18 protein-coding genes and 2 pseudogenes are annotated in these 21845 nt (G+C 44.1%); 9 read left to right on the top strand and 11 right to left on the bottom strand.

Annotated elements, in window-relative coordinates; translation table 11 throughout:
* Positions 1–43 precede the first annotated feature (43 nt).
* The 3 genes from AC51G0_RS21750 to AC51G0_RS21740 form a co-directional block, all read right to left on the bottom strand.
* Complete coding sequence (locus tag AC51G0_RS21750; RefSeq protein WP_496303735.1) at positions 44–1018, bottom strand: nucleoside hydrolase; 975 nt, start codon at positions 1016–1018, stop codon at positions 44–46.
* Positions 1019–1134: 116 nt separating this feature from the next.
* Positions 1135–1686, bottom strand: coding sequence for a sigma-70 family RNA polymerase sigma factor (locus AC51G0_RS21745; RefSeq protein WP_496303734.1), 552 nt, complete (start codon positions 1684–1686; stop codon positions 1135–1137).
* Positions 1687–1807: 121 nt separating this feature from the next.
* On the bottom strand, positions 1808–2734 hold the full coding sequence (locus tag AC51G0_RS21740) for a LysR family transcriptional regulator (RefSeq protein WP_496303733.1): 927 nt from the start codon (positions 2732–2734) through the stop codon (positions 1808–1810).
* A 151-nt stretch (positions 2735–2885) separates the two neighbouring features.
* Here AC51G0_RS21740 and AC51G0_RS21735 point away from each other — a divergent pair, with 151 nt between their 5' ends.
* Together AC51G0_RS21735 and AC51G0_RS21730 are read left to right on the top strand one after the other, a co-directional pair.
* Complete coding sequence (locus AC51G0_RS21735; protein ID WP_496303732.1) at positions 2886–3821, top strand: universal stress protein; 936 nt, start codon at positions 2886–2888, stop codon at positions 3819–3821.
* A gap of 40 nt (positions 3822–3861) precedes the next feature.
* A complete protein-coding gene (locus AC51G0_RS21730; protein WP_496303731.1) occupies positions 3862–4305 on the top strand; it encodes a phosphate-starvation-inducible PsiE family protein in 444 nt (147 codons plus the stop codon).
* Positions 4306–4312: 7 nt separating this feature from the next.
* On the opposite strand, the gene AC51G0_RS21725 is transcribed toward AC51G0_RS21730, so the two are convergent.
* Positions 4313–4966 carry a DUF502 domain-containing protein gene (locus AC51G0_RS21725; RefSeq protein WP_496303730.1) on the bottom strand — a complete coding sequence of 218 codons (654 nt, stop codon included), beginning with the start codon at positions 4964–4966 and terminating at the stop codon, positions 4313–4315.
* Positions 4967–5120: 154 nt separating this feature from the next.
* On the opposite strand from AC51G0_RS21725, the gene AC51G0_RS21720 reads away from it, so the two are divergent.
* Together AC51G0_RS21720 and AC51G0_RS21715 are read left to right on the top strand one after the other, a co-directional pair.
* A complete protein-coding gene (locus AC51G0_RS21720) occupies positions 5121–5429 on the top strand; it encodes a DUF503 domain-containing protein (RefSeq protein ID WP_496303729.1) in 309 nt (102 codons plus the stop codon).
* 96 nt (positions 5430–5525) lie between these two features.
* Entirely contained in the window at positions 5526–5717 is a 192-nt protein-coding gene (locus AC51G0_RS21715) for a hypothetical protein (RefSeq protein WP_496303728.1), read from the top strand.
* A gap of 72 nt (positions 5718–5789) precedes the next feature.
* On the opposite strand, the gene AC51G0_RS21710 is transcribed toward AC51G0_RS21715, so the two are convergent.
* Together AC51G0_RS21710 and cra are read right to left on the bottom strand one after the other, a co-directional pair.
* The gene (locus AC51G0_RS21710) at positions 5790–6551 is read right to left on the bottom strand and encodes a siderophore-interacting protein (protein WP_496303727.1); all 762 of its coding nucleotides are present in this window, start codon (positions 6549–6551) and stop codon (positions 5790–5792) included.
* 446 nt (positions 6552–6997) lie between these two features.
* The gene (cra, locus tag AC51G0_RS21705; RefSeq protein WP_496303726.1) at positions 6998–7984 is read right to left on the bottom strand and encodes a catabolite repressor/activator; all 987 of its coding nucleotides are present in this window, start codon (positions 7982–7984) and stop codon (positions 6998–7000) included.
* 416 nt (positions 7985–8400) lie between these two features.
* On the opposite strand from cra, the pseudogene fruA reads away from it, so the two are divergent.
* Positions 8401–9780, top strand: a pseudogene (fruA, locus tag AC51G0_RS21700) (PTS fructose transporter subunit IIBC); the annotation flags it as partial.
* Between the two features lie 116 nt (positions 9781–9896).
* Here fruA and AC51G0_RS21695 read toward each other — a convergent pair.
* Entirely contained in the window at positions 9897–11276 is a 1380-nt protein-coding gene (locus AC51G0_RS21695) for an alanine/glycine:cation symporter family protein (protein ID WP_496303725.1), read from the bottom strand.
* An 827-nt stretch (positions 11277–12103) separates the two neighbouring features.
* Between AC51G0_RS21695 and cqsA the strand changes: the two are divergent.
* Positions 12104–13301: pseudogene (cqsA, locus tag AC51G0_RS21690) on the top strand (alpha-hydroxyketone-type quorum-sensing autoinducer synthase).
* An 87-nt stretch (positions 13302–13388) separates the two neighbouring features.
* Here the strand turns inward: cqsA and AC51G0_RS21685 are convergent.
* Both AC51G0_RS21685 and AC51G0_RS21680 read right to left on the bottom strand, forming a co-directional pair.
* Positions 13389–15449, bottom strand: coding sequence for a hybrid sensor histidine kinase/response regulator (locus AC51G0_RS21685; RefSeq protein ID WP_496303724.1), 2061 nt, complete (start codon positions 15447–15449; stop codon positions 13389–13391).
* 643 nt (positions 15450–16092) lie between these two features.
* The gene (locus AC51G0_RS21680; RefSeq protein ID WP_496303723.1) at positions 16093–17313 is read right to left on the bottom strand and encodes a multidrug effflux MFS transporter; all 1221 of its coding nucleotides are present in this window, start codon (positions 17311–17313) and stop codon (positions 16093–16095) included.
* 459 nt (positions 17314–17772) lie between these two features.
* On the opposite strand from AC51G0_RS21680, the gene AC51G0_RS21675 reads away from it, so the two are divergent.
* Positions 17773–18243, top strand: coding sequence for an aminoacyl-tRNA deacylase (locus AC51G0_RS21675; protein WP_496303722.1), 471 nt, complete (start codon positions 17773–17775; stop codon positions 18241–18243).
* Positions 18244–18371: 128 nt separating this feature from the next.
* On the opposite strand, the gene AC51G0_RS21670 is transcribed toward AC51G0_RS21675, so the two are convergent.
* The gene (locus AC51G0_RS21670) at positions 18372–19415 is read right to left on the bottom strand and encodes a GMP reductase (protein WP_496303721.1); all 1044 of its coding nucleotides are present in this window, start codon (positions 19413–19415) and stop codon (positions 18372–18374) included.
* A gap of 312 nt (positions 19416–19727) precedes the next feature.
* Between AC51G0_RS21670 and AC51G0_RS21665 the strand changes: the two genes are divergently transcribed.
* Together AC51G0_RS21665 and AC51G0_RS21660 are read left to right on the top strand one after the other, a co-directional pair.
* Positions 19728–20072, top strand: coding sequence for a hypothetical protein (locus AC51G0_RS21665; protein ID WP_496303720.1), 345 nt, complete (start codon positions 19728–19730; stop codon positions 20070–20072).
* A 132-nt stretch (positions 20073–20204) separates the two neighbouring features.
* The gene (locus tag AC51G0_RS21660) at positions 20205–20687 is read left to right on the top strand and encodes a hypothetical protein (protein ID WP_496303719.1); all 483 of its coding nucleotides are present in this window, start codon (positions 20205–20207) and stop codon (positions 20685–20687) included.
* A gap of 10 nt (positions 20688–20697) precedes the next feature.
* Here the strand turns inward: AC51G0_RS21660 and AC51G0_RS21655 are convergent, their stop codons facing one another.
* The gene (locus AC51G0_RS21655; protein WP_496303718.1) at positions 20698–21729 is read right to left on the bottom strand and encodes an AraC family transcriptional regulator; all 1032 of its coding nucleotides are present in this window, start codon (positions 21727–21729) and stop codon (positions 20698–20700) included.
* Positions 21730–21845 lie beyond the last annotated feature (116 nt).

Below are 21845 nucleotides of genomic sequence, written 5' to 3'. Positions count from 1 at the left end.
CTTGAAAAACAGGGGAGAAACACATGTTTCTCCCATACTTTGATTAGACAAACTGTTTACCGTAATTGATGATGCTGTCACGGTAGAGGGAAAGCAGGGCCTGATCGTTGACAGCAATACCTACTCTTTGAGTTGGCATTTCTTTCCAGTCATCTGTTTGGTATCGGCGACCGTCAAACTTTTGCAGTGTCAGTCCTTCTGCCGGGCCGTCGGTAATAACGCGGATAGGCCCTTCACGCAGGGTAAACAATTCTGGGTTGATGACATAGGCAATAGCTGATGGGTCATGGACATGACAACCTTCCAATCCCAATTTGCTAGCATAGAAACGTAGGTAATAACGGCTCACATCCCAAATAAACTCGCCAACCTTGCCGCCTTCGGCTTTTAGATCATCAATGTAATCGGCCGAGAAGAAGCTCTCTTCCGTGACATCCAGGCCGACAACGACGACAGGCCAGTCAGCGGTAAATACCTTGTCTGCCGCATGCGGATCATCATGGATATTGGCCTCGGCATAAGGCGTGACATTGCCTCGGTGATCATTCATACCAAAAGCACCACCCATAACGACAACTTCTTTCACCAATGAAGTGATCTCAGGTGCAGCATCTAACGCCAAAGCGATATTAGTCAGCGGGCCAACTGTAACGAGGGTGATCTCGCCGGGGGTCGCTTTGACGGTTTCAATAATGTATTGATAAGCCGGGCGTGGGTCGATGCAGGCGTGCTCTGGCTCACTGGAGCATAAATCACCGAAGCCGGTTTCGCCGTGTACCACAACGGTTGCACCAACGGGTGGGCGTTGGATCGGTTTATCCGCCCCTTTGGCAACATCACAGCGAAAGTTGAATTTCTCTTTTAGGTAGAGCGCATTGCGTGTGCCATTTTCAATAGTGGCATTGCCGTAAACTGTCGTGATCCCGACAAGGTCGATATCCGGGTGGGCTTCGGCAAATAAAATGGCCATTGCATCATCGATGCCCGGATCAGTGTCCAGAATAATTTTCTTACGCATGAGAAAGTGTCCAACTAAATCGAGAGGCATCATCTTAGCTTTTCTGAGCACTACAGCCTGTGATTGTACTCACATGTACTTGAAAGGTAGATGAAACAGTCATCTGTTAACTGTAGTTAATCTCTCGGTGTGAAACAGCAAACTTTCTTATTTTCATCAAGCTTTACCTGGCATGAGACGGTGAGTTGTTGCCTCAGTTTTGTCCGGGCACGGAGCAAGCGTGATTTAACGGCCGATAATGATAAACCCTGTTGGGTTGCATATTGCTGTTGGGTCATTCCCTGTATATCACACGCTTGCAGTAGCTCGCTGTCTTTCGAATCGAGTTCTTTTAGTACTCTGGGTAGGCAGTTGGCGAGGCTATCTACGGTAATACCATCAGGCTCTTGTTGTTCGATATCATCAAGCGATGGAATTGGCAGCGGTGTACGCTTACGTGTTTGATCGATGATCAGGTTTCTCGCCACCCTGAATAACCATGCTTTGGTGTTCCCGATGTCGCAAAAGTTTTTATCTTGATGCATTGCCCGGATAAATACTTCGTGCAACAAGTCTTGTGTCAAAGGTTCATCGCGGGTTTGGGCTTGAAGCCAATGTGCGAGTTGATGTTCGTGTTGATCCCAGGCTTGCATCAGGCAAGGTCTGGCGTTGTGTTGTTGCATTTTCATTGTTGGGGGAGCTTTCTTGGCCAAATGACTGGATGAGTAATTTTCTCACGAGTGCGTTAAGCGCAATGTGACAGTAACCGATGTTTCGGCAGCCGATTATGTATGAAACAATAAATACAGGTTAAAGCTTCTGGTTGAGTACACTTCTTCCTTCTTCTTTGATGAAGTCTACAAATGCTTCACTTAATGCAGTCTGTAAACGATGCGCGGAGCGCACCAGATGCCAGGATGTGAGGATTGGAAAATCGTCGACAGGCAGATAGATAAGGTTAGGGTTAGATTCATACCTGAGGGCATACTCGGAAAGGATTGAGATACCAAGCCCTGCAATAACACAGTGCTTAATTGCTTCGTTACTTTCTATCGTCATTTTGGTCGTGAGCTTCAAGCCTTTTCCCTCAAAATAGTGCTCTATGGCATACCGGGTACCGGAACCATATTCTCGTGAGATAAAGGGGTAGTGGCACAGCTCCGCTGGCTGAATTTTTTTCTTTTGGGCAAGAGGGTGCTGGTGATGGGCAATCGCTATTAGCGGGTTGGCAAGAAAGCTAATCGCGTAGTCTGTCATCTCTTCGCTCAGGTGGCTGAACAGGTAGATATCATCTAAGTCTTGCTTGTAACGTTGGATAATTTTGGCCCGGTTGCCAACTGTTAACTGGATGTCAACTAAGGGGTATCGTTGACAGAAGGAACCAAGTAAATGGGGAATAAAGTATTTGGCCGATGTCACAACGGCGATGCGGAGTGTGCCAGCCTTGAGCTGGTTGAGATCTGCCAGTGATATCTCCAGCCGATCAAGAGTCTCAAACAGTTCAACACCATGGGCTGCAACGATGTCAGCGGCTTCGGTAAAAACCAGCTTCCTGCCAACTTGTTTGTACAGAGGAGTGCCTATTACTTCAGTCAGTTTCCGTAACTGAATTGAGATAGTGGGTTGAGTTAAGTTAAGGCTATTGGCTGCCTTGGTGATTGAACCTGTTTCATACACAGTCAGGAAAACGCGTAATGGTCGAATAGCATTAAGCCGACGGCGAAGGTGTTGTGCCATATCGCCTCCATTTCATCACCGGATATATAGAAAATAGTCTATGCAAAGCATGTAAAAGATTAATTTTTATTTAAGCGTTGGATACGTCACTGTAGAGCCTTAACGGAGTTCAAGTACGCACTAGTAATTACCGAAGCACTGCGGAGGACTTATGACTCATCGACGTTTACTGGTTCCTGTCTCTCCTGAACAGGTATTGGGTCCAGCTTTTCACCAAGCTTTGAAATTCGCCGACCAGCAAAAAGCGAAAGTAACGTTATTGACGGTTGTCGAGGATCTTGAGGAAATCCAAGAGCTGACCAAATACTCTTTCACAACCCTGGACTTACTGGACAAAGCAACCGCGACCTACCATCAACAATTGAAAGCCCATGTATTGGCATTAAAACAGCAATATCCTCATATTACTTTCAGTACCCAGATCAGAATAGGGATCCCGTTTATTGAAATAATCAAATCGGCGGTGGAGGGGAAGGCCGACCTGATTATTATTGATACTCATCGAAGCCATAAAAAAGCGGCTTGCCAGTGGGGTAGTACTACAAGGCACCTTATGCGCAAATCTACAATTCCTATTTGGGCCATACACGACAGCCAGTCTCGCATTGAGCGAGTTGTTGCTGCGATTGACGTGACCGGAGAGGAGCACGGATCATTGAATGAGAATATTATCAAGTTGGCGTATGAGTTCGCTTCAGTTAATCAGGCCAGTCTGTATCCTTGCCATGCCTGGCGGCTGGAGAGTGAAGGGTATCTGCGGAAGTGGAATCACTGTAACGACTTAGATATTGCTTTGATTGCAAAAAGCTTACGGAGCGATCGCTCAGATCGCCTACGTACTCTTGTGGCCCCTTATCAACGGCTAGCCACCCCTGTACACCTCCGTTTGCTTGAGGGAAATGCCAAGGAGGTGCTCCCCGATTTTGTCAGAAAAGAAGAGATAGATTTGGTCATTATGGGAAGCCTCTCACGAACGGGGATTGCCGGTTTTTTGATGGGAAATACGGCAGAGTATATGCTTGATGACTTACAGTGCTCCGTGATTACTTTGAAACCGAAAGGATTTCGGTCACCGATACTTTCCTAATTCAACCTTCCCAACAGGCCTTGTTGTGCGGAGGTGAGCAATGCAAATCGACAATGAAGATAGACTCTCTAAAAAACTGGAAATTATCATCCATTGGTCAGTGAGGACATTATCGATTCTGATGGTATTTGTCATTGTGATGGGAGTATTGGATGTTGCCTGGACACTTTATCAGCGCCTCATAACGCCTCCGCTCTATATTTTGACCATCAATGATATGTTGGCAACGTTTGGGGCTTTTATGGCAGTTCTGATCGCTATTGAAATTTTCATCAACATTACCATTTACCTTCGTGACAATGTGATTCACGTTAAAATTGTGATGGCGACTGCGCTAATGGCTATCGCAAGGAAAGTCATTATCATCGACCTTGAACAGATTGATGTTTTATATGTTTTTGCGATTGGATGCGTTGTGCTAGCCATGAGCATCGGATACTGGCTTATTCACCAGCTACCGAGAAAAAACCATATAGAGGAATAGTTGTTCGTTATTTTTGTGTTTGGTTATTGGGTGATGTTTTATGGCCCTTATCCGAACTATGGCTGTGATCGAACCCAGAGCCGGACATCCCGGCAGTCAATGTAAAGCGCATTGCCTCTTCGATAGTCATATCAAGAGGTCTTATTGCGCTGCGGGGGATCAGTACGGCGTAGCCGCCTATCATATAACTTAAGGGAAGGTAGACCAGGACACTGTCTTTTTCACGTAAGGATTCCGGCATTCGCTCAGAAAGAGGCTGGGTAACAAATCCGATCGCCTGCATTCCTGTTTCTCCCAGAGTGACGGCAACCACCTGTTCAAATTCTTTGCGGGTAGTAGGGGAGAAGTAGTCAAAAAAATCGCGAATTGTTGGATATACGGTTCTGAATAAGGGCATGTGGTAGAAAACCTGTTCACTTTTTTCAAACAGGCGCTGTACCACATAGGCATTCATCATCAGCCCGGCGATAAAAAAGACCAGTAGCCCAGCGGCAAGTCCCATCCCCGGCCAGTACCAGTCGCTTGGGATAATTGCTTGAATAAGGCTACCTAAGATTGATTCTAGAGAAACGGCGAACCAGTAAAGAAGATAGAGAGTGAGTACAATAGGTAATATTGTCACTAGCCCGGTAATGATATTTTTGCTGATAAAACCAAACATTGTGACTTTCTCCATGCAAGGGTGCTGATATAAAGCATAGGCATCCTTGTACGGGTGTACACTTTTAAAGTGTTGGAAATACACAAATTAAAGCACAACTGCTCAATAGGGTACTGGTGTAGTCGATATTGGTTAAGGCAGTGGAGAGACAGCTATGCAGGATCACTGGAGTGAGCAATCCTTTTTCATTATTCTTCTGACCATTGAACTGGTGATCCCCCACGCTCAATCGCTCAAGGAAAAGCGTCGTGAAGTACAGGGGTTACGGGCTCGAATAAGACAAAAATTCAATGCATCAGTTGCTGAGGTGGGTTATCAGGACAAGTGGCAACGTAGCATGATGGCGGTTTGTCTGGTAGGTAGTGATAAACGTCTGTTGGAACAAGAGCAAACCCGGATCCGAACTATTTGTGAAGAGGCGGCTAATATCGAGATCGTAGCAATCAGTCAGGAGTGGTTGTAGTTCGCAATCTAGTTATGTTTTTAGCTAGATGCTACCGCTACTCGGCGGTAGTAATAAACGCTATAATCTGGCCGGACAAAATTCTTAGGTATGATTATGAAAGTAATGAAGATCGGGTGGGCGGACGTTTGTGGTTACGGTGACTGGCTAACACCTGAAGCCGCACTGAAATTTGCACAAGGTGGCTATACGCATGTTGAATTTCAGGGCGAAGTCATGAAAAGTGAGCTGAGCTACTCAGATGATGGAGAGCCGTTGGTTGGCCTTGGCAAACAGGAAGATGCCTAGAGTCTGTCAGCTTACATTTGCTTTTCGTGTGGTGTGAGAGGAGGCCGGTTTTATTGCAGCATTCTCTTCAAATTAAAGAGGGCTACTTTTCTTTTCGGCACTGAATCGGTCGGCATCAACCCCTTTTTTCCAGTATCCTGTGGCATGGATATGTTGGCGGTGAATGCCCACTTCTTCTTGTAATAGCCCTCTTAGTGTCCTGATATTACTTGCTTCAAGGCCGAGAAAGACTTCTGTGTTTGTTGGTAACTTAGTGGCTAGTGCCAGAATGGCATCAGATAATGTACTCTTTTCATCTTCCTCTATTATCCACTGTACGGAAACATGTGTGCCTACATCGAGAGGGATAATGTCTTCCACGGTTGGGATGGAGATGATCGCATGGATTGTCGACTGGTTAGAAATTGCGTTTGCGTAACCATTAATGGCGTTTACTGATGTTAAATCACCTACCAATAGGTAGTTTTCAGCGGTGAAATCAGTCAGCTTCATTGGCCCAGGCCCGGCAATGCCGAGGTAGTCTCCTTTTTTGGCCTTTGCTGCCCACTCAGTTGCCGGTCCCTGATGACGGTTGATGACAAAATCGAGGCATAGGCGATTAGTGTCCTGATTATAATGTCTAATCGTGTAGGAGCGCATTACTGGACGATCACTTCCGCGGATATCTAGATTAGGTATTTCTTCCCCTACATTCGGAAGCAATACTTTGACGTGGGCACCTTCCTGTCCGGTTGGAAAGCCAAGCAGCCCTTCACCAGATAACACGACCCTTTTTAAATGTGGGGTCAGTTCAATTGTATCAATAACTTGGGTTAATCGTATTGTTGGCTTCATTCAGTACTCCTTTCTGAAGTCAAATAGGGTTTAGCTTGGCGAGCAAGTAGAAAAAAGGCATCAAGATTTCTCTGTTGCACTCTTGTTGTATGTGCATTGTTGATGACCGTTTCTCATCATTAAAATGGTTGAGAAGTTCAACTATAATTATTTGGTTGAGAAGTTCAACTATAATTATTTGGTTGAGTTTGTCAACCATATTGAGTGAGACTGAGAAGGGGGAGGTGACAAGGCAAGGTACTTGCTTCTGTGAGAATTTTAGGAATAAAGCACCGAAGGAGGGGCGCGAGGAATTTGTTATTTCAGATAGCTCAATCGGGCAAAGAGAGGTACAGCTGGAAGCTTGTCATGATGGAAGGGAGTATAGTGACTGAACGGACACGGTTTGCCGTTGTGTTTCCGGCCTCCCCTCCTCTACGGTTGTTGTTTACTGCCTGTAGCTGGCTTTATCCTCTCTGGTGAAGCTGACGCGGAATAACCTCAACGCCGGTGCGGTAGCGACCGGCTGCTGCATTTAACGCCAGCTCAAGGGCATTTTCAGCGATAAGCTCAAATTGCTGTGGCAGAGACTGAATTTTAATCGGCAGGAAGTCGAGTAGCCGATTATCACCAAAGGTGGCCAGCTCAACCTTAGTCATCAACTCCGGGTGAGCAACGAGACAGTCAAGGATCCCTTCAAACAAGGTGTAAGAAGTGGCCACAATGGCATCCGGAACCGTGTTCTCATCGATCCATTGCTGCATCAGTTGCTGGCCTTGCTGCTGGCTAAAATGATCGCCATAACTGGTCAGTACCTCAATATTTTTTCCTTCGCTTCTAATGGCAGAATGAAAGCCTTGCTCACGCTCTCTGGAAACGCCGAGTTCAGGTACCGCTCCGATTAAACCAATACTGCGGATGCTGTTGGTGATAAGTGCTTTGGTCAACTCATACGCTCCTTCAAGATTTTCACTGATCACACATGCAAAGCTTTCATCGTCTAAGGCACGGTCAATCGCGATAATCGGCACGCCGCCTTGCTGGATCTTTTTATAAAAGTCATTGTCTGCGGGCAGGGCGCTGGCTACCAATAGAGCATCAATACGGCGGCTGAGTAGAGTTTCTGCTACTTTCATTTCTGTATCGATGTCGTCATCTGAGCAGGAAATGATGAGCTGATATCCTGCTTTACGGGCATCTCGCTCAAGTAATTTTGCAAGTTTGGCGTAACTGGTGTTTTCAAGATCAGGAATGATCAAGCCAAATGAGCGACTGCTGCCTGCACGTAATGAAGTTGCGGCATGATCCGGGCGAAAATTATACTCATTCACTACAGCCATAACCTTCTGCTGCGTTTTTTCGCTAATTCGGTATTTGCTCGCTTTGCCATTGATAACATAGCTGGCTGTGGTTCGTGAGACACCGGCAAGTTTTGCTACTTCGTCTAACTTCATGTCAGTTATTTCCACTTCGTCATGTGCGCTGGATCATAGATTCGCCAAGGATCTAGCAGAGAGTAATTGCAATACTAGCTGAAACCATTCAGCATGTCAGCTAAAAGGTTGAGGATAAATCTTAAGCATCAAAAAATAGTTCTATGGGAGCTTTTTTTTAGCTGGTTGCTGAATCGATTCAGTTGTTGTGATAATTATCTGTTTCACAGGAAAGGAAGCTAAGTCGTCATTTCCAGCAGAGGGAGCAGTAGCGGGGGAGGGCAATAATTTGATGAGCGTTGTAAGGCACTGTAAGCATTGACCGATGACAAGGTGGAGCGGTATTGCTGAAAGCAAGGGTGTCGTGCAAGGCAAGATAGGATCGGACTCACATTAACTTGAAAGTAGAACGTGATAATAGAGGGAATACTATGAAAACTCGAAAGATAGTGGCCATTACAGCCTGCCCTACCGGGGTAGCCCATACCTTTATGGCAGCAGAAGCGCTGCAAACAGAAGCGAAGCGGCAGGGACACTGGATTAAGGTTGAAACCCGAGGATCTGTTGGTGCCAAAAACCAGCTAACAACCGAAGAAATTGCCGATGCCGACTTAGTCATCATTGCTGCTGATATTGAAGTCGATCTAGCGCGCTTTGATGGCAAGAAGATGTATAAAACCAGCACTAGTCTGGCGCTAAAGAAAACGGCTCAAGAGCTGGATAATGCTTTTGCTACGGCTCAGGTTTATAAGAATGAGGCGAAGTCATCCGCAGCGGTATCGGCGGGGCAGGAGAAAACCGGGGCTTATAAACACCTAATGACGGGCGTATCCCACATGTTACCTCTGGTGGTTGCTGGTGGTCTGGCGATTGCGCTGTCGTTTGTGTTTGGTATTGAAGCTTTTAAAGAAGAAGGCACTCTGGCAGCAGCGTTAATGACGATTGGTGGTGGTTCAGCGTTCGCTCTTATGGTCCCAATTTTAGCTGGCTTCATCGCGTTTTCGATTGCTGACCGTCCGGGTCTCGCTCCCGGTCTTATTGGTGGCATGCTGGCAAGCTCAACCGGTGCTGGTTTCCTGGGTGGTATCGTTGCCGGTTTCTTGGCTGGTTATAGTGCAAAAATGATTGCTGACAATGTGAAGCTGCCGCAATCAATGGAAGCACTGAAACCGATTCTGGTTATTCCGCTAATTGCCAGCTTGATCACAGGTCTTGTGATGATTTATATCGTGGGTGGTCCGGTATCTGCGGCAATGACGGGGCTGACTGAGTTCCTGAATAACATGGGCTCGGCCAATGCAGTACTGCTCGGTATTATCCTTGGTTGTATGATGTGTTTTGATCTGGGTGGTCCGGTGAACAAAGCGGCTTATACGTTTGGTGTTGGCTTGCTGGCGTCGCAAACTTACGCGCCAATGGCGGCGATTATGGCTGCGGGTATGGTACCGGCATTGGGTATGGGCCTGGCGACCTTCTTGGCTAAACGTAAATTCAACGCCAGCGAAGCTGAAGCGGGTAAAGCCTCTTTTGTTCTTGGTCTGTGCTTCATCTCTGAAGGGGCTATCCCGTTTGCAGCCCGCGATCCTATGCGTGTGATCCCATGCTGTATGGCGGGCGGTGCATTGACCGGTGCACTATCGATGCTGTTCGGTGCTCAGCTGATGGCTCCACATGGCGGCCTGTTTGTGCTCCTTATTCCGAATGCGATAACTCCGGTACTGATGTATCTGGTAGCAATTGCAGCAGGTACGCTGGTGACGGGGATCTCTTATGCCTTTTTAAAGCAAACCGAAGAAAAAGAATTAGCAGTGGCTTAATCTAATAATATTCTGCCAATTAAAAGCCCCGATTATTCGGGGCTTTTATCTGCCAAAAGAGATAAATAAAGTTAAGGTAAATCTGCGTTTACAGTATACGAACCTTTCAAGTTGAATCACTCTTCTTTGTTTTGTTTTGACTGAGCCTTCTGAAGCGCGAAATATTCGGTGGTAAGTTTAAATACCACAGGGCTTAGTAGGAGTAGGGCTATCAGGTTAGGAATTGCCATCATAGCATTCAATGTATCGGCAAGTAGCCAGATGAACTCTAGCGAGCTGGTTGCGCCAATGGGTACTGCGATAATCCAAAGCACCCGAAAAGGAACAATTGCTTTCACACCAAACAAATACTGAATACATTTTTCGCTGTAAAAGCTCCAGCCCAGAATGGTGGTAAAGGCAAAAATCGAGAGCGCAACCGCGACCACATAATTACCAAGGCCGGGTAATGCAGAAGCAAAAGCTGCCGATGTTAATGCAGCCCCGGTTTCACCGCTTTGCCAGGCTCCAGAGACAACAATCGCCAGCCCTGTGATACTACAAACCACAAGTGTATCGATAAATGTACCCAGCATCGCCACCAAGCCTTGTGCTACCGGGTTTTTGGTTTGCGCTGCAGCATGCGCTATTGGTGCACTTCCCAAACCTGCTTCGTTTGAGAAAATACCACGTGCCACACCAAACCGGATCGCAGCCCAAACAGCGGCACCTGCGAAACCACCTTGTGCGGCGACTGGAGTAAAGGCACTGTTGATGATTAAGCTAAAAGCGGCGGGAATATCAGAGGCATTTATTCCCAGTACCAACAAACCCGAAGCGATATAGAACGCTGCCATTAATGGAACCAATTTACCGGCTACATCAGCAATCCTCTTGATCCCGCCCATCAGTACTAGGCCGACCAGGATCATCATAATAAATCCCGATACCATAGGGGGAATACCGAAGCTTGAATCCACTGCAGCGGCGACAGAATTTGACTGTACCGTATTGCCGATCCCAAACCCCGCAATCGAGCCGAAAATAGCAAACGCCGTCCCTAACCACGCCCACTTATGGCTTAGACCATTTTTGATGTAATACATCGGCCCGCCGACATGGTTGCCGTCCTCATCGGTCTCACGGTATTTAACGGCGCACACGGCTTCGGCATATTTTGTCGCCATGCCTACCAGCGCGGTACACCACATCCAGAATAGCGCTCCAGGTCCTCCAAGGAAGATAGCCGTAGCAACCCCTGCAATGTTCCCGGTTCCGATAGTCGCTGAAAGAGAGGTCATTAAGGCGTTAAATGGACTAATTTCACCTTGTATGTCTTCTTCTTTTTCAGGGATCCTGCCAGCCCACAGTAGTCGAAAGCCAGCACCTAGCTTTACAATTGGCATAAATTTCAAACCAACCGTCAGGAAAAACCCAACCCCGAGGATCATTACCAGCATGGGTACACCCCATACCTGGCTGTTAATTGCTGCTATAAAGCTGGCTAATGCTTCCATAGAGAATTCTCGCTTCTTGTTTTTCTAATATATGCAAAAACATAGGTGCTGTTTGTAATAAATACAAACATCACTTACACGAAATACTGTGTTTTGTTATCTATGCCGCTTGTTTCTGAATCATGGCTCGATTGTGGTGGCCATTAGCCTTTAATAAGGCTGTTTTTGCTCGCCTGGTATGGTTTGTTGCCAATCTCTTCAGCAATTGGCTGATTGGGGCGATACTCACATACAGATGGTAGAGCCAGCACCTTCTGCTAAGGCATCAATGCAACCAAAGTGAAACAGAAAAATCATGATGGGGCTGAGTATAGGAGATACACTTAATAGTGACGTCAGGCTCACTTTTCCCGCTGCCTTATGCCCAGAGCATAAGCTGGCGATAACAGGTGGCAGCTCATGACGTTTGCGTAGAGGGCGGTGCAGGATAAGCGAAGAGTAAGGATAAGGTCATGCGTCACTGGAGCAGGAAGAATAAGCAACGGCTCACTCAACAATTCAGAGTTGAGCATATGGCAGCCAAAATTATTAATGACATTCTGACAAGAAAACATGTCAGTAAGGAAAATACCTTACATTAATTAATTTTTACCTGCTGTAAGGTATTACCCTGTAAATATATTGTTTTGGGCCGCTAACTGCGGTCTTTTATTTCGAGTTGTATATAACCATTCGCAGGTGGAATTTCAGATATCATCAAGCTAATAACATGATTGTTAGGAATTTAACGTTGAATTATTAAGTGAATAAGGCATAGTAATTATATTATCAAAATATTGTTTGATAATGATTAAACTACTCCACCCATAACCACAATGAGGTTTATTATGCTTAATAACTCTACATCAACAAAAAAACTGCCTGAATTCATAAAAAAAAATTGACTCGCACTTAAGTGAATTGATTTATCCAAGGAGGGATCAGAAACATTTAGTGTTGGGGAAAAAGCCGACAGCAAGATCTATTTTATTACAGAGTAATGATTACCTGGCAATATCTAATCATAGGGATATTCTGGCGGCTCATCTTGAGGCACTACATAACACGAATAAAGATGTTGTTATGTCAGCTATTTTCATGCACAAAGAAGAAGAGGTCGATAGCTTCGAACAACAGCTTGCTTCTTTTACGGGCTACGAGCATTGTATTTTATCTCAATCTGGTTGGGCGGCAAACATCGGTTTGATCCAAACTATATTACCTCCAAAAACACCTATATATATTGATTTTTTTGCTCATATGTCATTATGGGAAGGAGCACGAAATGCGCAAGGAAATATTAAACCATTTTTGCACAATAATGTTCGGCAGCTAGAGAAACTGATTAAGCGCAATGGGCCAGGGCTTATATTGGTTGATTCCGTATACAGTACGTTGGGAACAGTAGCACGATTGAAAGAAATCATTGATCTCACTAAGCAATATGGGTGTGCCATTGTTGTCGATGAATCACACTCTCTCGGTACACATGGGCCAAACGGCGCTGGTATCATCGCTGAACTGAATCTAACCCAAAATGTTGATTTTATAACAGTAAGTTTAGCAAAAAGTTTCGCTCATCGTGCAGGAGCTATTTTATGTAGCCATAAGGTTGGACAGTGTTTTCCTTTTGTTGCTCACCCAGCAATTTTTAGTTCAACCCTGCTATCTCATGAAAAAGAAGTACTGAAAGCAACCTTGCAGCTTATAAAGAGCAGCGATCAGCGTAGGACTAAGTTATTTGAACAGGCCAAAAAATTGAAGAATGGTTTGTTGCATCTAGGCTTTAACATTCAAAGTCAGTCACAGATTATTGCACTAGAAACAGGCAGTGAAGCACAAACAGAAACCGTACGGGATCATTTAGAAAATCTTAATGTGTTTGGTTCAGTCTTTTGTCAGCCTGCGACACCAAAAAATAGAAACCTTGTTCGATTTTCTGTAAATAGTGATATTTCTGATTTAGAGATAGAGCAGATATTGAGCGCATGCAGCAGTATTGATAGAAAATTATGTTCTAGAAGTGGTGTAACTGCATTGAAGTAATAGACTAGGAATTAGCCCAGTATCTGTATGTAGTTACGTCTAAACGGATGCTGGGCTCACAGTAAGATCACATGTTGCTCTCGAGTTTTAAGCCCATGTGGAGATTATAGAAAGTAAGTGTTCTTTTGAAGAGGGCTTACTTAAGAAGTCATTCATACCAGATTGAATGAGTTCGTCCTTTTCCTTGGCACTTAGGTTGCCTGAGTAACAAATAATGGGTACGTGGTTATTAAGTTTAAATCGTGTGTTACTGCGGATCTGTTGGGTGGCTTCTTCACCACCCATTTTCGGCATGTCTAGATCCATCAAAATAACATCAATAAGGTTGGTTTCTAGGTAATTCAAGGCGGCTAAGCCATTTTCAGCATAAACTATTTGATAGCCACTCTTCTCTAATAAAACCCCAGAGTAGGTCCGAAGTGAAGCATTGTCATCAACAATCATCACTGTACGAGATGTGTTGGTATCATTTTGTTTTGTCTCGGCAAGATATGTTATTGGTTCAAAAAATATGTTTGAAACTCTGTTCGTAAAGGTATCTTTATGGTATTTCACATCCATAAGATGAAAGTTAACTATACGATTCAAATTTAGGTTATGGGGTATAGTATTATTATAAAAATAGATAACCCTGCTATTAACAGTTGAGAGCTGATTTTCTAATTCGGTAAATTGTTTTATGTTTCTATTGGCATTGTCAATGTCAATAACAATTAAATCAGTATTAAGTATATTCTTATCGATATTATGCATCATATCGACATTAATAAAGTTTAAGTTGTATCCAGTATAAAACGCATGTCTTTGAAATGAAAAGAAGGTGTTGTTATTTATACCGACATACAGCATCGATTTTTCTGTCAACAAATCATTTTTCAAATTTTCAATTTTTTCTGAAGTATGTTTTGGCAGACTGATTTTGAATTCAGTCCATTTACCGTAACAAGATTGACAAGTGATTTTACCTTTAAAAGCGGTAATTACTTTTTGGCAGAAGGGAAGCCCAAGACCGGTATTGTTCTTTTTGCCATAGGTAAAGAATTCATCAAAGACATGAGGAAGATGTTCTTCTGAAATTCCTACGCCAGTATCTTTTACTCTAATAATGTTGTTGTCGTCGTTTATTTCAAGGTTGATGCTAATGCGAAACCCTTCTTTATCTTTGTAATGCAGAGCGTTTTTGATCAGGTTAAACATGACATAGCGTAGTAAGAGTTCACTGCCGAAAAATGTAGCATCCTTACAGCAGATAAATGATACAAGTTTCTTATCGTTAGCGTTTTTGTAGCCATACGTTTTTAAAGTATGCTCAATGACACGAACTATAGAATGATTCTGAAATGAATCATTCGATATTTTGTGTTCGTTAATTGAACTTAATAGTAAGTTTATAGTTTCGTTACCGCTCTTAATAATGGAAATATCATCACTAATGATGTCATTAATTCTAATTAAGTGTTCTTGAGAAATACTGTATTGTTGAGCTTCATTTTTTTGTTGTGAGTTTGGTAATAATTCGCGAATGACTTCTATGGAGGTATATAGTGCACTTAACGGGTTACGCATTTCATGCGCAATGCCTGCACTAAAGGTACGTGCAAACAGCATTCTACTTTCATTTTCAATCTGGTTTCTGTAGTTGAATACTACGCCAGCAATATAGGCAAACATAAAGACAATGCTATATGACCAATCAAACCCTGCATAAATAATTGTTCCATCAAGCCAAAATGCTGATGCGAAAGCAGCCGTTATGCTCAATGTTGAAATGATTAAAATGATAACCCAGTCATAGATAAGCAATATGGATAGAAATATACAGGCCATAAATGACATCATCCAGACAGAGGACCAATCATTTTTCAACATCATGAAGCAGAAGAAAAAGGGAAGGCAGAAACCAACAGCGACCGTAAAATGGATATATTTATATTTCTTAAGGATTGCCGGTAGATGGTCTTTAAGCACAAAAGGGAGGAATAATAGGCAGCAGAACAACCTAAGTGCTAAATTTTCATAAGGTTGAGGAAACAAATACTCCCATATGAGATAGTAGGCTGGAAAACCGAGTATTCCAAACACGCCGACAATGACTAAATTGGGCTCAACATATTTATAGATTTCTTTTATTCTGTTGTTAAGATTCATTTAGTCCTTCTGTTGCATAATGCTCTGCCAGGGTATGACTTATTGTATGGGTATAGATGATATTAAACCAATTGCAATGTATAAAGCATTAATTTTCACATTTGTGATAACTAGATCACTGTTATCTAATGTTAATAATACAGTTTGATTGTTCTGATGATATTTAGCTGACCATAGGAATTTAAGATAGTGTCCACTTTTTCTTCTTAAACGAGCTAAAGAGTACTTAAAGGAATGAACGATACGTATCGTTCATTTGTTGCCACTAACTGATTTTGGGTCAAAAATTAAGGCCACTTGAAAGTAGCCTTTTATTAAACTGCAGAAACAATCATATGTTGGCATTTTTGCATGCTATACCCAAGTTACCTCAAGATGCTCGTTTCAGCGAGAATTACTTGGCTACTAGGATAGGCACCGATTTGAAAATCTAGTGACTCTAAATTAATAATCGGTAACAACGCATAGGAGCCAAGTAAACTTCGCCCTTTGAGAGTGAGCCAGCGAACCCATTTCTGTGTCAAATAACGTTGAAAGGGATTGCCATTCCTACCGTTATTTTCCTTGAACTGAGCACGCTGGTCTCACTCTGAATCCTGCATCTTGAGGTAGCTTGGGTATAAGCATCAACGATGAGTTTCAACTAACTTTCAGCCAAGTCCTCAGTCTGCTTCTGAACCTGCACAATTTCATTTGCAAAGTAAATAACTACACTGGCAAGGATACAGTAAGCGATCATCTTGATCACTGACGTCATGGTGCCATCGAACATGGCACTGCTGATATCAATCAACACCGCAACTAGAGCAAGCCGGATAGACGTGACCAATGATGCGCTGACACCTGTTTGGCCGGGACAGGCTTCCATCGATTTAGTAAAAAATATCCCAATGCAAATACCTGCTCCCAACGAATAGACAGCCATAATGCCGGTGACAATGTTTGGGTTCTGTTGCCAGCTTACTGGGATAGAAAATAGCAATAATGTTGCCGTTGCGATAACCGCAAAGCCAATATCTTTCAGCTTTTCCACCCCTAACCAGGCGATAAGGCGACCACTGTTCACGCTGGCAATCACAAAGGCAACCAGTAGGCTTATTTGGTAGGCCGGAAATATCTTGGTATCAATGCCAAGGTGGTTCACAAACACCAACGACATATTTGAAATAAAGATAATATATCCCGCGAACATCAGTGTGGTGATCAGGGTATTAGCCCAGAACGCGCTGTTTTTCAATACAGTCAGGTAATCTCTGCCAATGCCGCGTACAGAAAAGGGCTTTCGGTTTTCTGGTGGTAGGGACTCCGGTAGTTTGACAAAGCAAACTAATCCGGTTGTTACCGACAGTACTGCGATAAACAGGAAGTTGTAATGATAGCCAAACTGGTAGTTGATCCAACCGCCAATCATCGGGGCAAATGCAATCAGGGTGACCACAAGGCTGTTTAAATCTGCAATCATCTGCGCCGCTTTTTCCGATTTATACAAATCGAACGTCACTGCCGCCCCGATGATGAAGCAGGCTGCACTGCCAAATCCTTGAAAAAAGCGCCAGAATATCAGCATCTCAATACTGCCGGAGAACACACAGCCAAAGCTTCCTGTTATAAAGAACAGGTAACCAATATTCAGCACTGTCTTCCGGCCAAACGAATCTGATGCAGGTCCATAAAGTAATGCTGCCAGACAAATGCCGAGGAAGTTAAAACTCAGTACCCGCTGGATCATGGTTTCGTTGGTTTCAAATGCCAGCATCATGTCCGGAAAGGCGGGTAAGTATATATCTGTCTCTATGGCGGCGGCCAGAAAGATCATGATCATCAGAAAGCGGAAAGCACGCTCACTAAGTGGAGAATGTGTCATTACAGACCCTTACGATTCGTTATCCAATCCTGCCTGAATGGGGCGTTAAGCTATTATTATTCAAGCAGGGAATAAGTGATTGATTTTTCATCGGAGGCGCTGATGTTATTTATTCCACGTTAATAGCAATAATAAAGAGCTATCCGAAGAAAGATAGTAACCACAGGTGCTTATAGTCAGCTAAGGTGAGTCCAGCTCCAAGAATGCATAATGAGCATGCATTCCCATGACTTTACCTGACGGATGTAAAGCCATGCAATCTCTTTTGTATCCTTTACTTTCGGTTCATTACAGCTTTAGAGTTGTGTCGCACTGCCAGATTTTACTTTTTCCAATTCTAAACTAGCTTTAGTAGGGAGCTCATCAGCTTCGGCTTAGCGATGGGGGAACCAAGGTATTTATTAATAGTCAGCTCTATTCCCCGACTTTTAGCTACAAACGTCAACGAAAGGTGTAGTTATGGCGATTGTACAGACGGTGTCAAAATATCTAAGTCAAAAAAATATTTCATTTGAAACTGTTGCTCACCCTAAAACATTTTCTAGCAGTGAGACCGCTCACTCCGCTTTTATTCCTGCTGATCATCTTGCCAAGGGAGTTGTATTAAAAGATGAAAAGGGATATCTGTTGGTGGTGATCCCTGCGAGTGAGTGGATAAGCCTCCGTCGACTAAAGGATGAGCTAGACAGAGAGCTTGAGTTGGTACCTGAAGATGAGATGGAACAATTATTCTCAGATTGCCAACCCGGTGCGGTCCCCCCCTTGGGAGAGGCCTACGGGATCGATACCATTGTGGACGAAGCTTTTAATTTATTATCCAAAGTCTATTTTGAAGCGGGTGATCATGAACAGCTTATAGTGGTTAACAATGAACAGTTTCATCTTTTGATGAAAGGTGTGCGTCATGGTTATTTTTGTAAATCAGTGTGAAACCGACTGCCTGGCACATGCTTTTCGATATAAGTGAATATTGGATATCCTTCTTTGCCGCTCTCATCGGTTTCAAGCACAAAAAAGGCCACTCGAAAGTGGCCTTCAGTTACTCGAAAGCCTCGAGTTTACTCTTTACCGTATACGTTGTTTTCTTGCTCTTGAACGCGGATAAAAGTAGTACGCTTGGTTAGCTCTTTAAGCTGCGCCGCGCCAACGTAGGTACAGGTTGAGCGCACGCCACCCATGATATCCTGGATGGTATTGTCAACCGGGCCACGGTAAGGCAATAGTACGGTTTTTCCTTCGGCAGCACGGTACTTAGCCACACCGCCGGAGTGCTTGTCCATCGCGCTCTGGGATGACATGCCGTAGAATTTCATGAATGTTTGGCCGTCTTTTTCGATGATTTCACCGTTGCTTTCTTCGTGGCCAGCTAGCATACCGCCAAGCATGACGAAATCAGCACCGCCACCGAAGGCTTTTGAAACGTCACCAGCGCATGAACAGCCGCCGTCACCGATGATGCGACCGCCCAGGCCGTGTGCTGCATCAGCACATTCGATGATGGCAGATAGCTGAGGGTAGCCAACGCCTGTTTTTACACGTGTTGTACATACTGAGCCTGGGCCGATACCCACTTTAACAATGTCGGCACCTGCAAGGATAAGCTCTTCAACCATATCGCCTGTGACAACGTTACCCGCACTGATCACTTTGTCTGGGAATTCGGCACGTACTTTTTCTACGTATTCCACCAGGTGCTCTGAGTAACCGTTTGCTATATCGATGCAAATAAAGATCAGGTCATCGGTCAATGCCATGATGTCTTTGGTTTTCTGGAAGTCAGCTTCAGATGTTCCAGTAGATACCATTGCATTGTTAAGTACATTTGCGTCGTTATTCTTGATGAACTCAGCCCAGTCAGCAACGGTGTAGTGCTTGTGAACAGCTGTCATTACACCGTGTTTAGCCAGCGATACTGTCATTTCGAAGCTGCCCACGGAATCCATATTCGCCGCAATAATAGGTACACCTGACCATTGACGACCGCTATGCTTGAATGTAAAATCGCGGGTTAATTCAACTTGAGAGCGGCTTTTTAGGGTTGAACGTTTTGGACGAAACAGTACATCTTTAAAACCTAACTTCAAGTCTTGTTCGATACGCATTGGTATTTCCTTAATCTTATCGAATTTTGCTCACTGGCTTTCTTGCTATTGGCAGATAGCAGGTAGATCACCGGAGAGCAGGCACAAAAAAACCGGAGCGTTGGCAGACGCTCCGGTTTTCAGCATTATAGGCCGAGAAAGTTAATTAACAAGTCTAATAATGTGATTTTTTTTGTGGTATCCTCACAAAGATAGTAGGTAAAAAAACGTCCAATTTTGGCGAATTTTCCCTATTTCTTCGCTTATCTCTTCCATTCTCCCGTAATCATTGCATAATCCCCCTGTCTTGCTGGCTAAGTGGATAGGTTTACCTTGTTAAGCAAAAGAAAAATAAAAAATACGTTTCCGCTCGACTTTTATGGCGAGGATGGAAGTTGGCGCTTCATTATCCGGGCTGAACATCCCGGTGAGGTGTTGGATGCGATGTATTGGCGAGCCTACATTTCATGCCACCGAAAAGAGTTCGATTTGCTGCATGTGGCGACAGGTAAGTTTAACTATAAGTACAACTATTCGACGGCCGACGCAGCTGACTTGCATTATGGTACAGGTGGCTCACCACTGAGAGTCAATATGATGGGTCCGATTGTGCCTATTTCTGCGATATTGGCGCAAGTAGCGTCTAAATATTTAGAACGTGAAAAGAAAACAGCGTAATTGCTGTGTTGTGTTCTAAGAAAGGAGCTGGAAGCAGCTCCTTTTTTTACGTCTGTTTTTTGTTGGCTTATTGGCAGTTTTAAATTGTTAAGTTATTGTTGTTTAGAATATGGTGATTAACCGGAGAGACAGATGAATCGCTGGATTAACAGATTTCTATTGGTGGCTGGGGCGATAATCCCTTGTGTTGCCGCCTCATCGTCATTGCCGGCAATCCATGGAAAGTGGCAGTGCACACCGCAGAACGAAGCTCCGCAGGAGCAAAGCTGGGTGACATACGATTTTAAATCAGACGGTACGATGATTTCGCAAGAGTGGGTTAAGTATCAGGAAGAGCAGCAAACACAGTTGGAATTCAACCTGTTTATTGATTATCGCTATATTGCCAATGACACTGACTATATGCTGAAACCGGTAAAACTAAGCCGGGAGATCATTACCGATCCTAACAATAGTAACCCCTTTGACTATGCTGCCCGGCGCGATCTGACTGGCTATCGCATTTTCTTCAAACCAATACTGCAGGGTAAAAACGAAGCTTTGTTTGATATGTGGTACCACATTACGCCGGACAAGCATTTTAAAATGCAGTGTACACGGCAGAATGTAGCTTAGCTTTCTCGCTTTAGCTTTGACTTCGCTCCAATAGCCTATCTTTATATTGCGTCGGCGTTACCCCGCGCTGACGCTGAAATGCCTTGTTGAAACTCTGTACATTGTTATAGCCAAGCTCCTTGGCGATTTCATTGATTGGCATGTCTTTGAGCATATACTTGATGGCAAGGTTGCAAAGTACATAGTTAGTAACGTTGGTAAAATTCCAGCCGAAGGCATGGAGCTTACGCTGAAGTTGCTGGCGAGTAACCTGGAACCGACTAGCAACAAAATCTAGGCTAGGATAACCGTAATAACAAGCATAGTTGACCATCTCATACACGATCTTGGCAGTATCATGCGGTTGCGGCATGTTGAGAAATTCATCGAGCTGAAAGTTCGATACCAGCATTGGGCGGGATGTGCTAAAGGGTTTGGCGCTACCATGCTCCAGGATCGAAATGTCTAGCCAGACCTTGGTCATTGGCGAATTCCATTTAATCTCACAGCCAAAATAGGCTTCCACTCTGCCATCCCCGCATGGCGGGCCGCTGATTTCGACATGTTTCGGTCGGTAATTATCACCCATAAAGTGTTTTAAAGTATTGGTAAACATCAAAGCCATGCGGAGGCTGTCATGCAGCCGGCTGCGTCCCTCGGAAAAATGGTTGTCATAGCACCATTTAATCATTCTTGCTGATTGTTCACCATGAAAGGCAGATCCTGATTGCAAACAGGAGGTGCCGTAGTTGATACGCCTAAAGGCGAGTGCCAGATCTGGGCTGGATAAAAACCAGTCACCAAAATACCCCATGTTGTCGAATTTCAGGTAGGGAGCTATCTCGATCATGAAGGCGGGATCATTTACTTGCTCTTCAATGAGTACCAGCCAGTGATGGACATCAGTAAAGGGGATGAGAGCCATTGGCTCGGTCAGTATACGTGAAGGGATACCCAAATCTTTAGGCTTTAGGCCGTAGCGTTTCTCCAGCCCAGTAGATACGGGCTTCATGAATATTGAACGGATGAATGATATATCGAATGTCGCTGGGGAGCGCTTCATTGTACTAAGCTCGTCACAAGTCACATGAGGATAGATTACCTCACATTGTGAGGTTATTTGATGCATTCAATCCGATAAAAGTACGCAGATCACATTTTTCCGCACACTCCATCGAA

Source organism: Photobacterium sp. HL06 (assembly GCF_059552575.1).
The sequence above is the reverse complement of the archived record's forward strand: the minus strand, read 5'-3'. Positions and strand labels throughout refer to the sequence as shown.

What these genes read in the sequence shown, in the direction of transcription:
- AC51G0_RS21740 (WP_496303733.1), bottom strand. Translation starts at nt 2,734, where the DNA reads ATGGCACAACACCTTCGCCGTCGGCTTAATGCTATTCGACCATTACGC.
- AC51G0_RS21695 (WP_496303725.1), bottom strand. Translation starts at nt 11,276, where the DNA reads ATGGAAGCATTAGCCAGCTTTATAGCAGCAATTAACAGCCAGGTATGG.
- AC51G0_RS21680 (WP_496303723.1), bottom strand. Translation starts at nt 17,313, where the DNA reads ATGACACATTCTCCACTTAGTGAGCGTGCTTTCCGCTTTCTGATGATC.
- AC51G0_RS21685 (WP_496303724.1), bottom strand. Translation starts at nt 15,449, where the DNA reads ATGAATCTTAACAACAGAATAAAAGAAATCTATAAATATGTTGAGCCC.
- AC51G0_RS21745 (WP_496303734.1), bottom strand. Translation starts at nt 1,686, where the DNA reads ATGAAAATGCAACAACACAACGCCAGACCTTGCCTGATGCAAGCCTGG.
- AC51G0_RS21655 (WP_496303718.1), bottom strand. Translation starts at nt 21,729, where the DNA reads ATGAAGCGCTCCCCAGCGACATTCGATATATCATTCATCCGTTCAATA.
- AC51G0_RS21675 (WP_496303722.1), top strand. Translation starts at nt 17,773, where the DNA reads ATGGCGATTGTACAGACGGTGTCAAAATATCTAAGTCAAAAAAATATT.
- AC51G0_RS21720 (WP_496303729.1), top strand. Translation starts at nt 5,121, where the DNA reads ATGCAGGATCACTGGAGTGAGCAATCCTTTTTCATTATTCTTCTGACC.
- AC51G0_RS21750 (WP_496303735.1), bottom strand. Translation starts at nt 1,018, where the DNA reads ATGCGTAAGAAAATTATTCTGGACACTGATCCGGGCATCGATGATGCA.
- AC51G0_RS21670 (WP_496303721.1), bottom strand. Translation starts at nt 19,415, where the DNA reads ATGCGTATCGAACAAGACTTGAAGTTAGGTTTTAAAGATGTACTGTTT.
- AC51G0_RS21735 (WP_496303732.1), top strand. Translation starts at nt 2,886, where the DNA reads ATGACTCATCGACGTTTACTGGTTCCTGTCTCTCCTGAACAGGTATTG.
- AC51G0_RS21725 (WP_496303730.1), bottom strand. Translation starts at nt 4,966, where the DNA reads ATGTTTGGTTTTATCAGCAAAAATATCATTACCGGGCTAGTGACAATA.
- cra (WP_496303726.1), bottom strand. Translation starts at nt 7,984, where the DNA reads ATGAAGTTAGACGAAGTAGCAAAACTTGCCGGTGTCTCACGAACCACA.
- AC51G0_RS21660 (WP_496303719.1), top strand. Translation starts at nt 20,205, where the DNA reads ATGAATCGCTGGATTAACAGATTTCTATTGGTGGCTGGGGCGATAATC.
- AC51G0_RS21715 (WP_496303728.1), top strand. Translation starts at nt 5,526, where the DNA reads ATGAAAGTAATGAAGATCGGGTGGGCGGACGTTTGTGGTTACGGTGAC.
- AC51G0_RS21710 (WP_496303727.1), bottom strand. Translation starts at nt 6,551, where the DNA reads ATGAAGCCAACAATACGATTAACCCAAGTTATTGATACAATTGAACTG.
- AC51G0_RS21730 (WP_496303731.1), top strand. Translation starts at nt 3,862, where the DNA reads ATGCAAATCGACAATGAAGATAGACTCTCTAAAAAACTGGAAATTATC.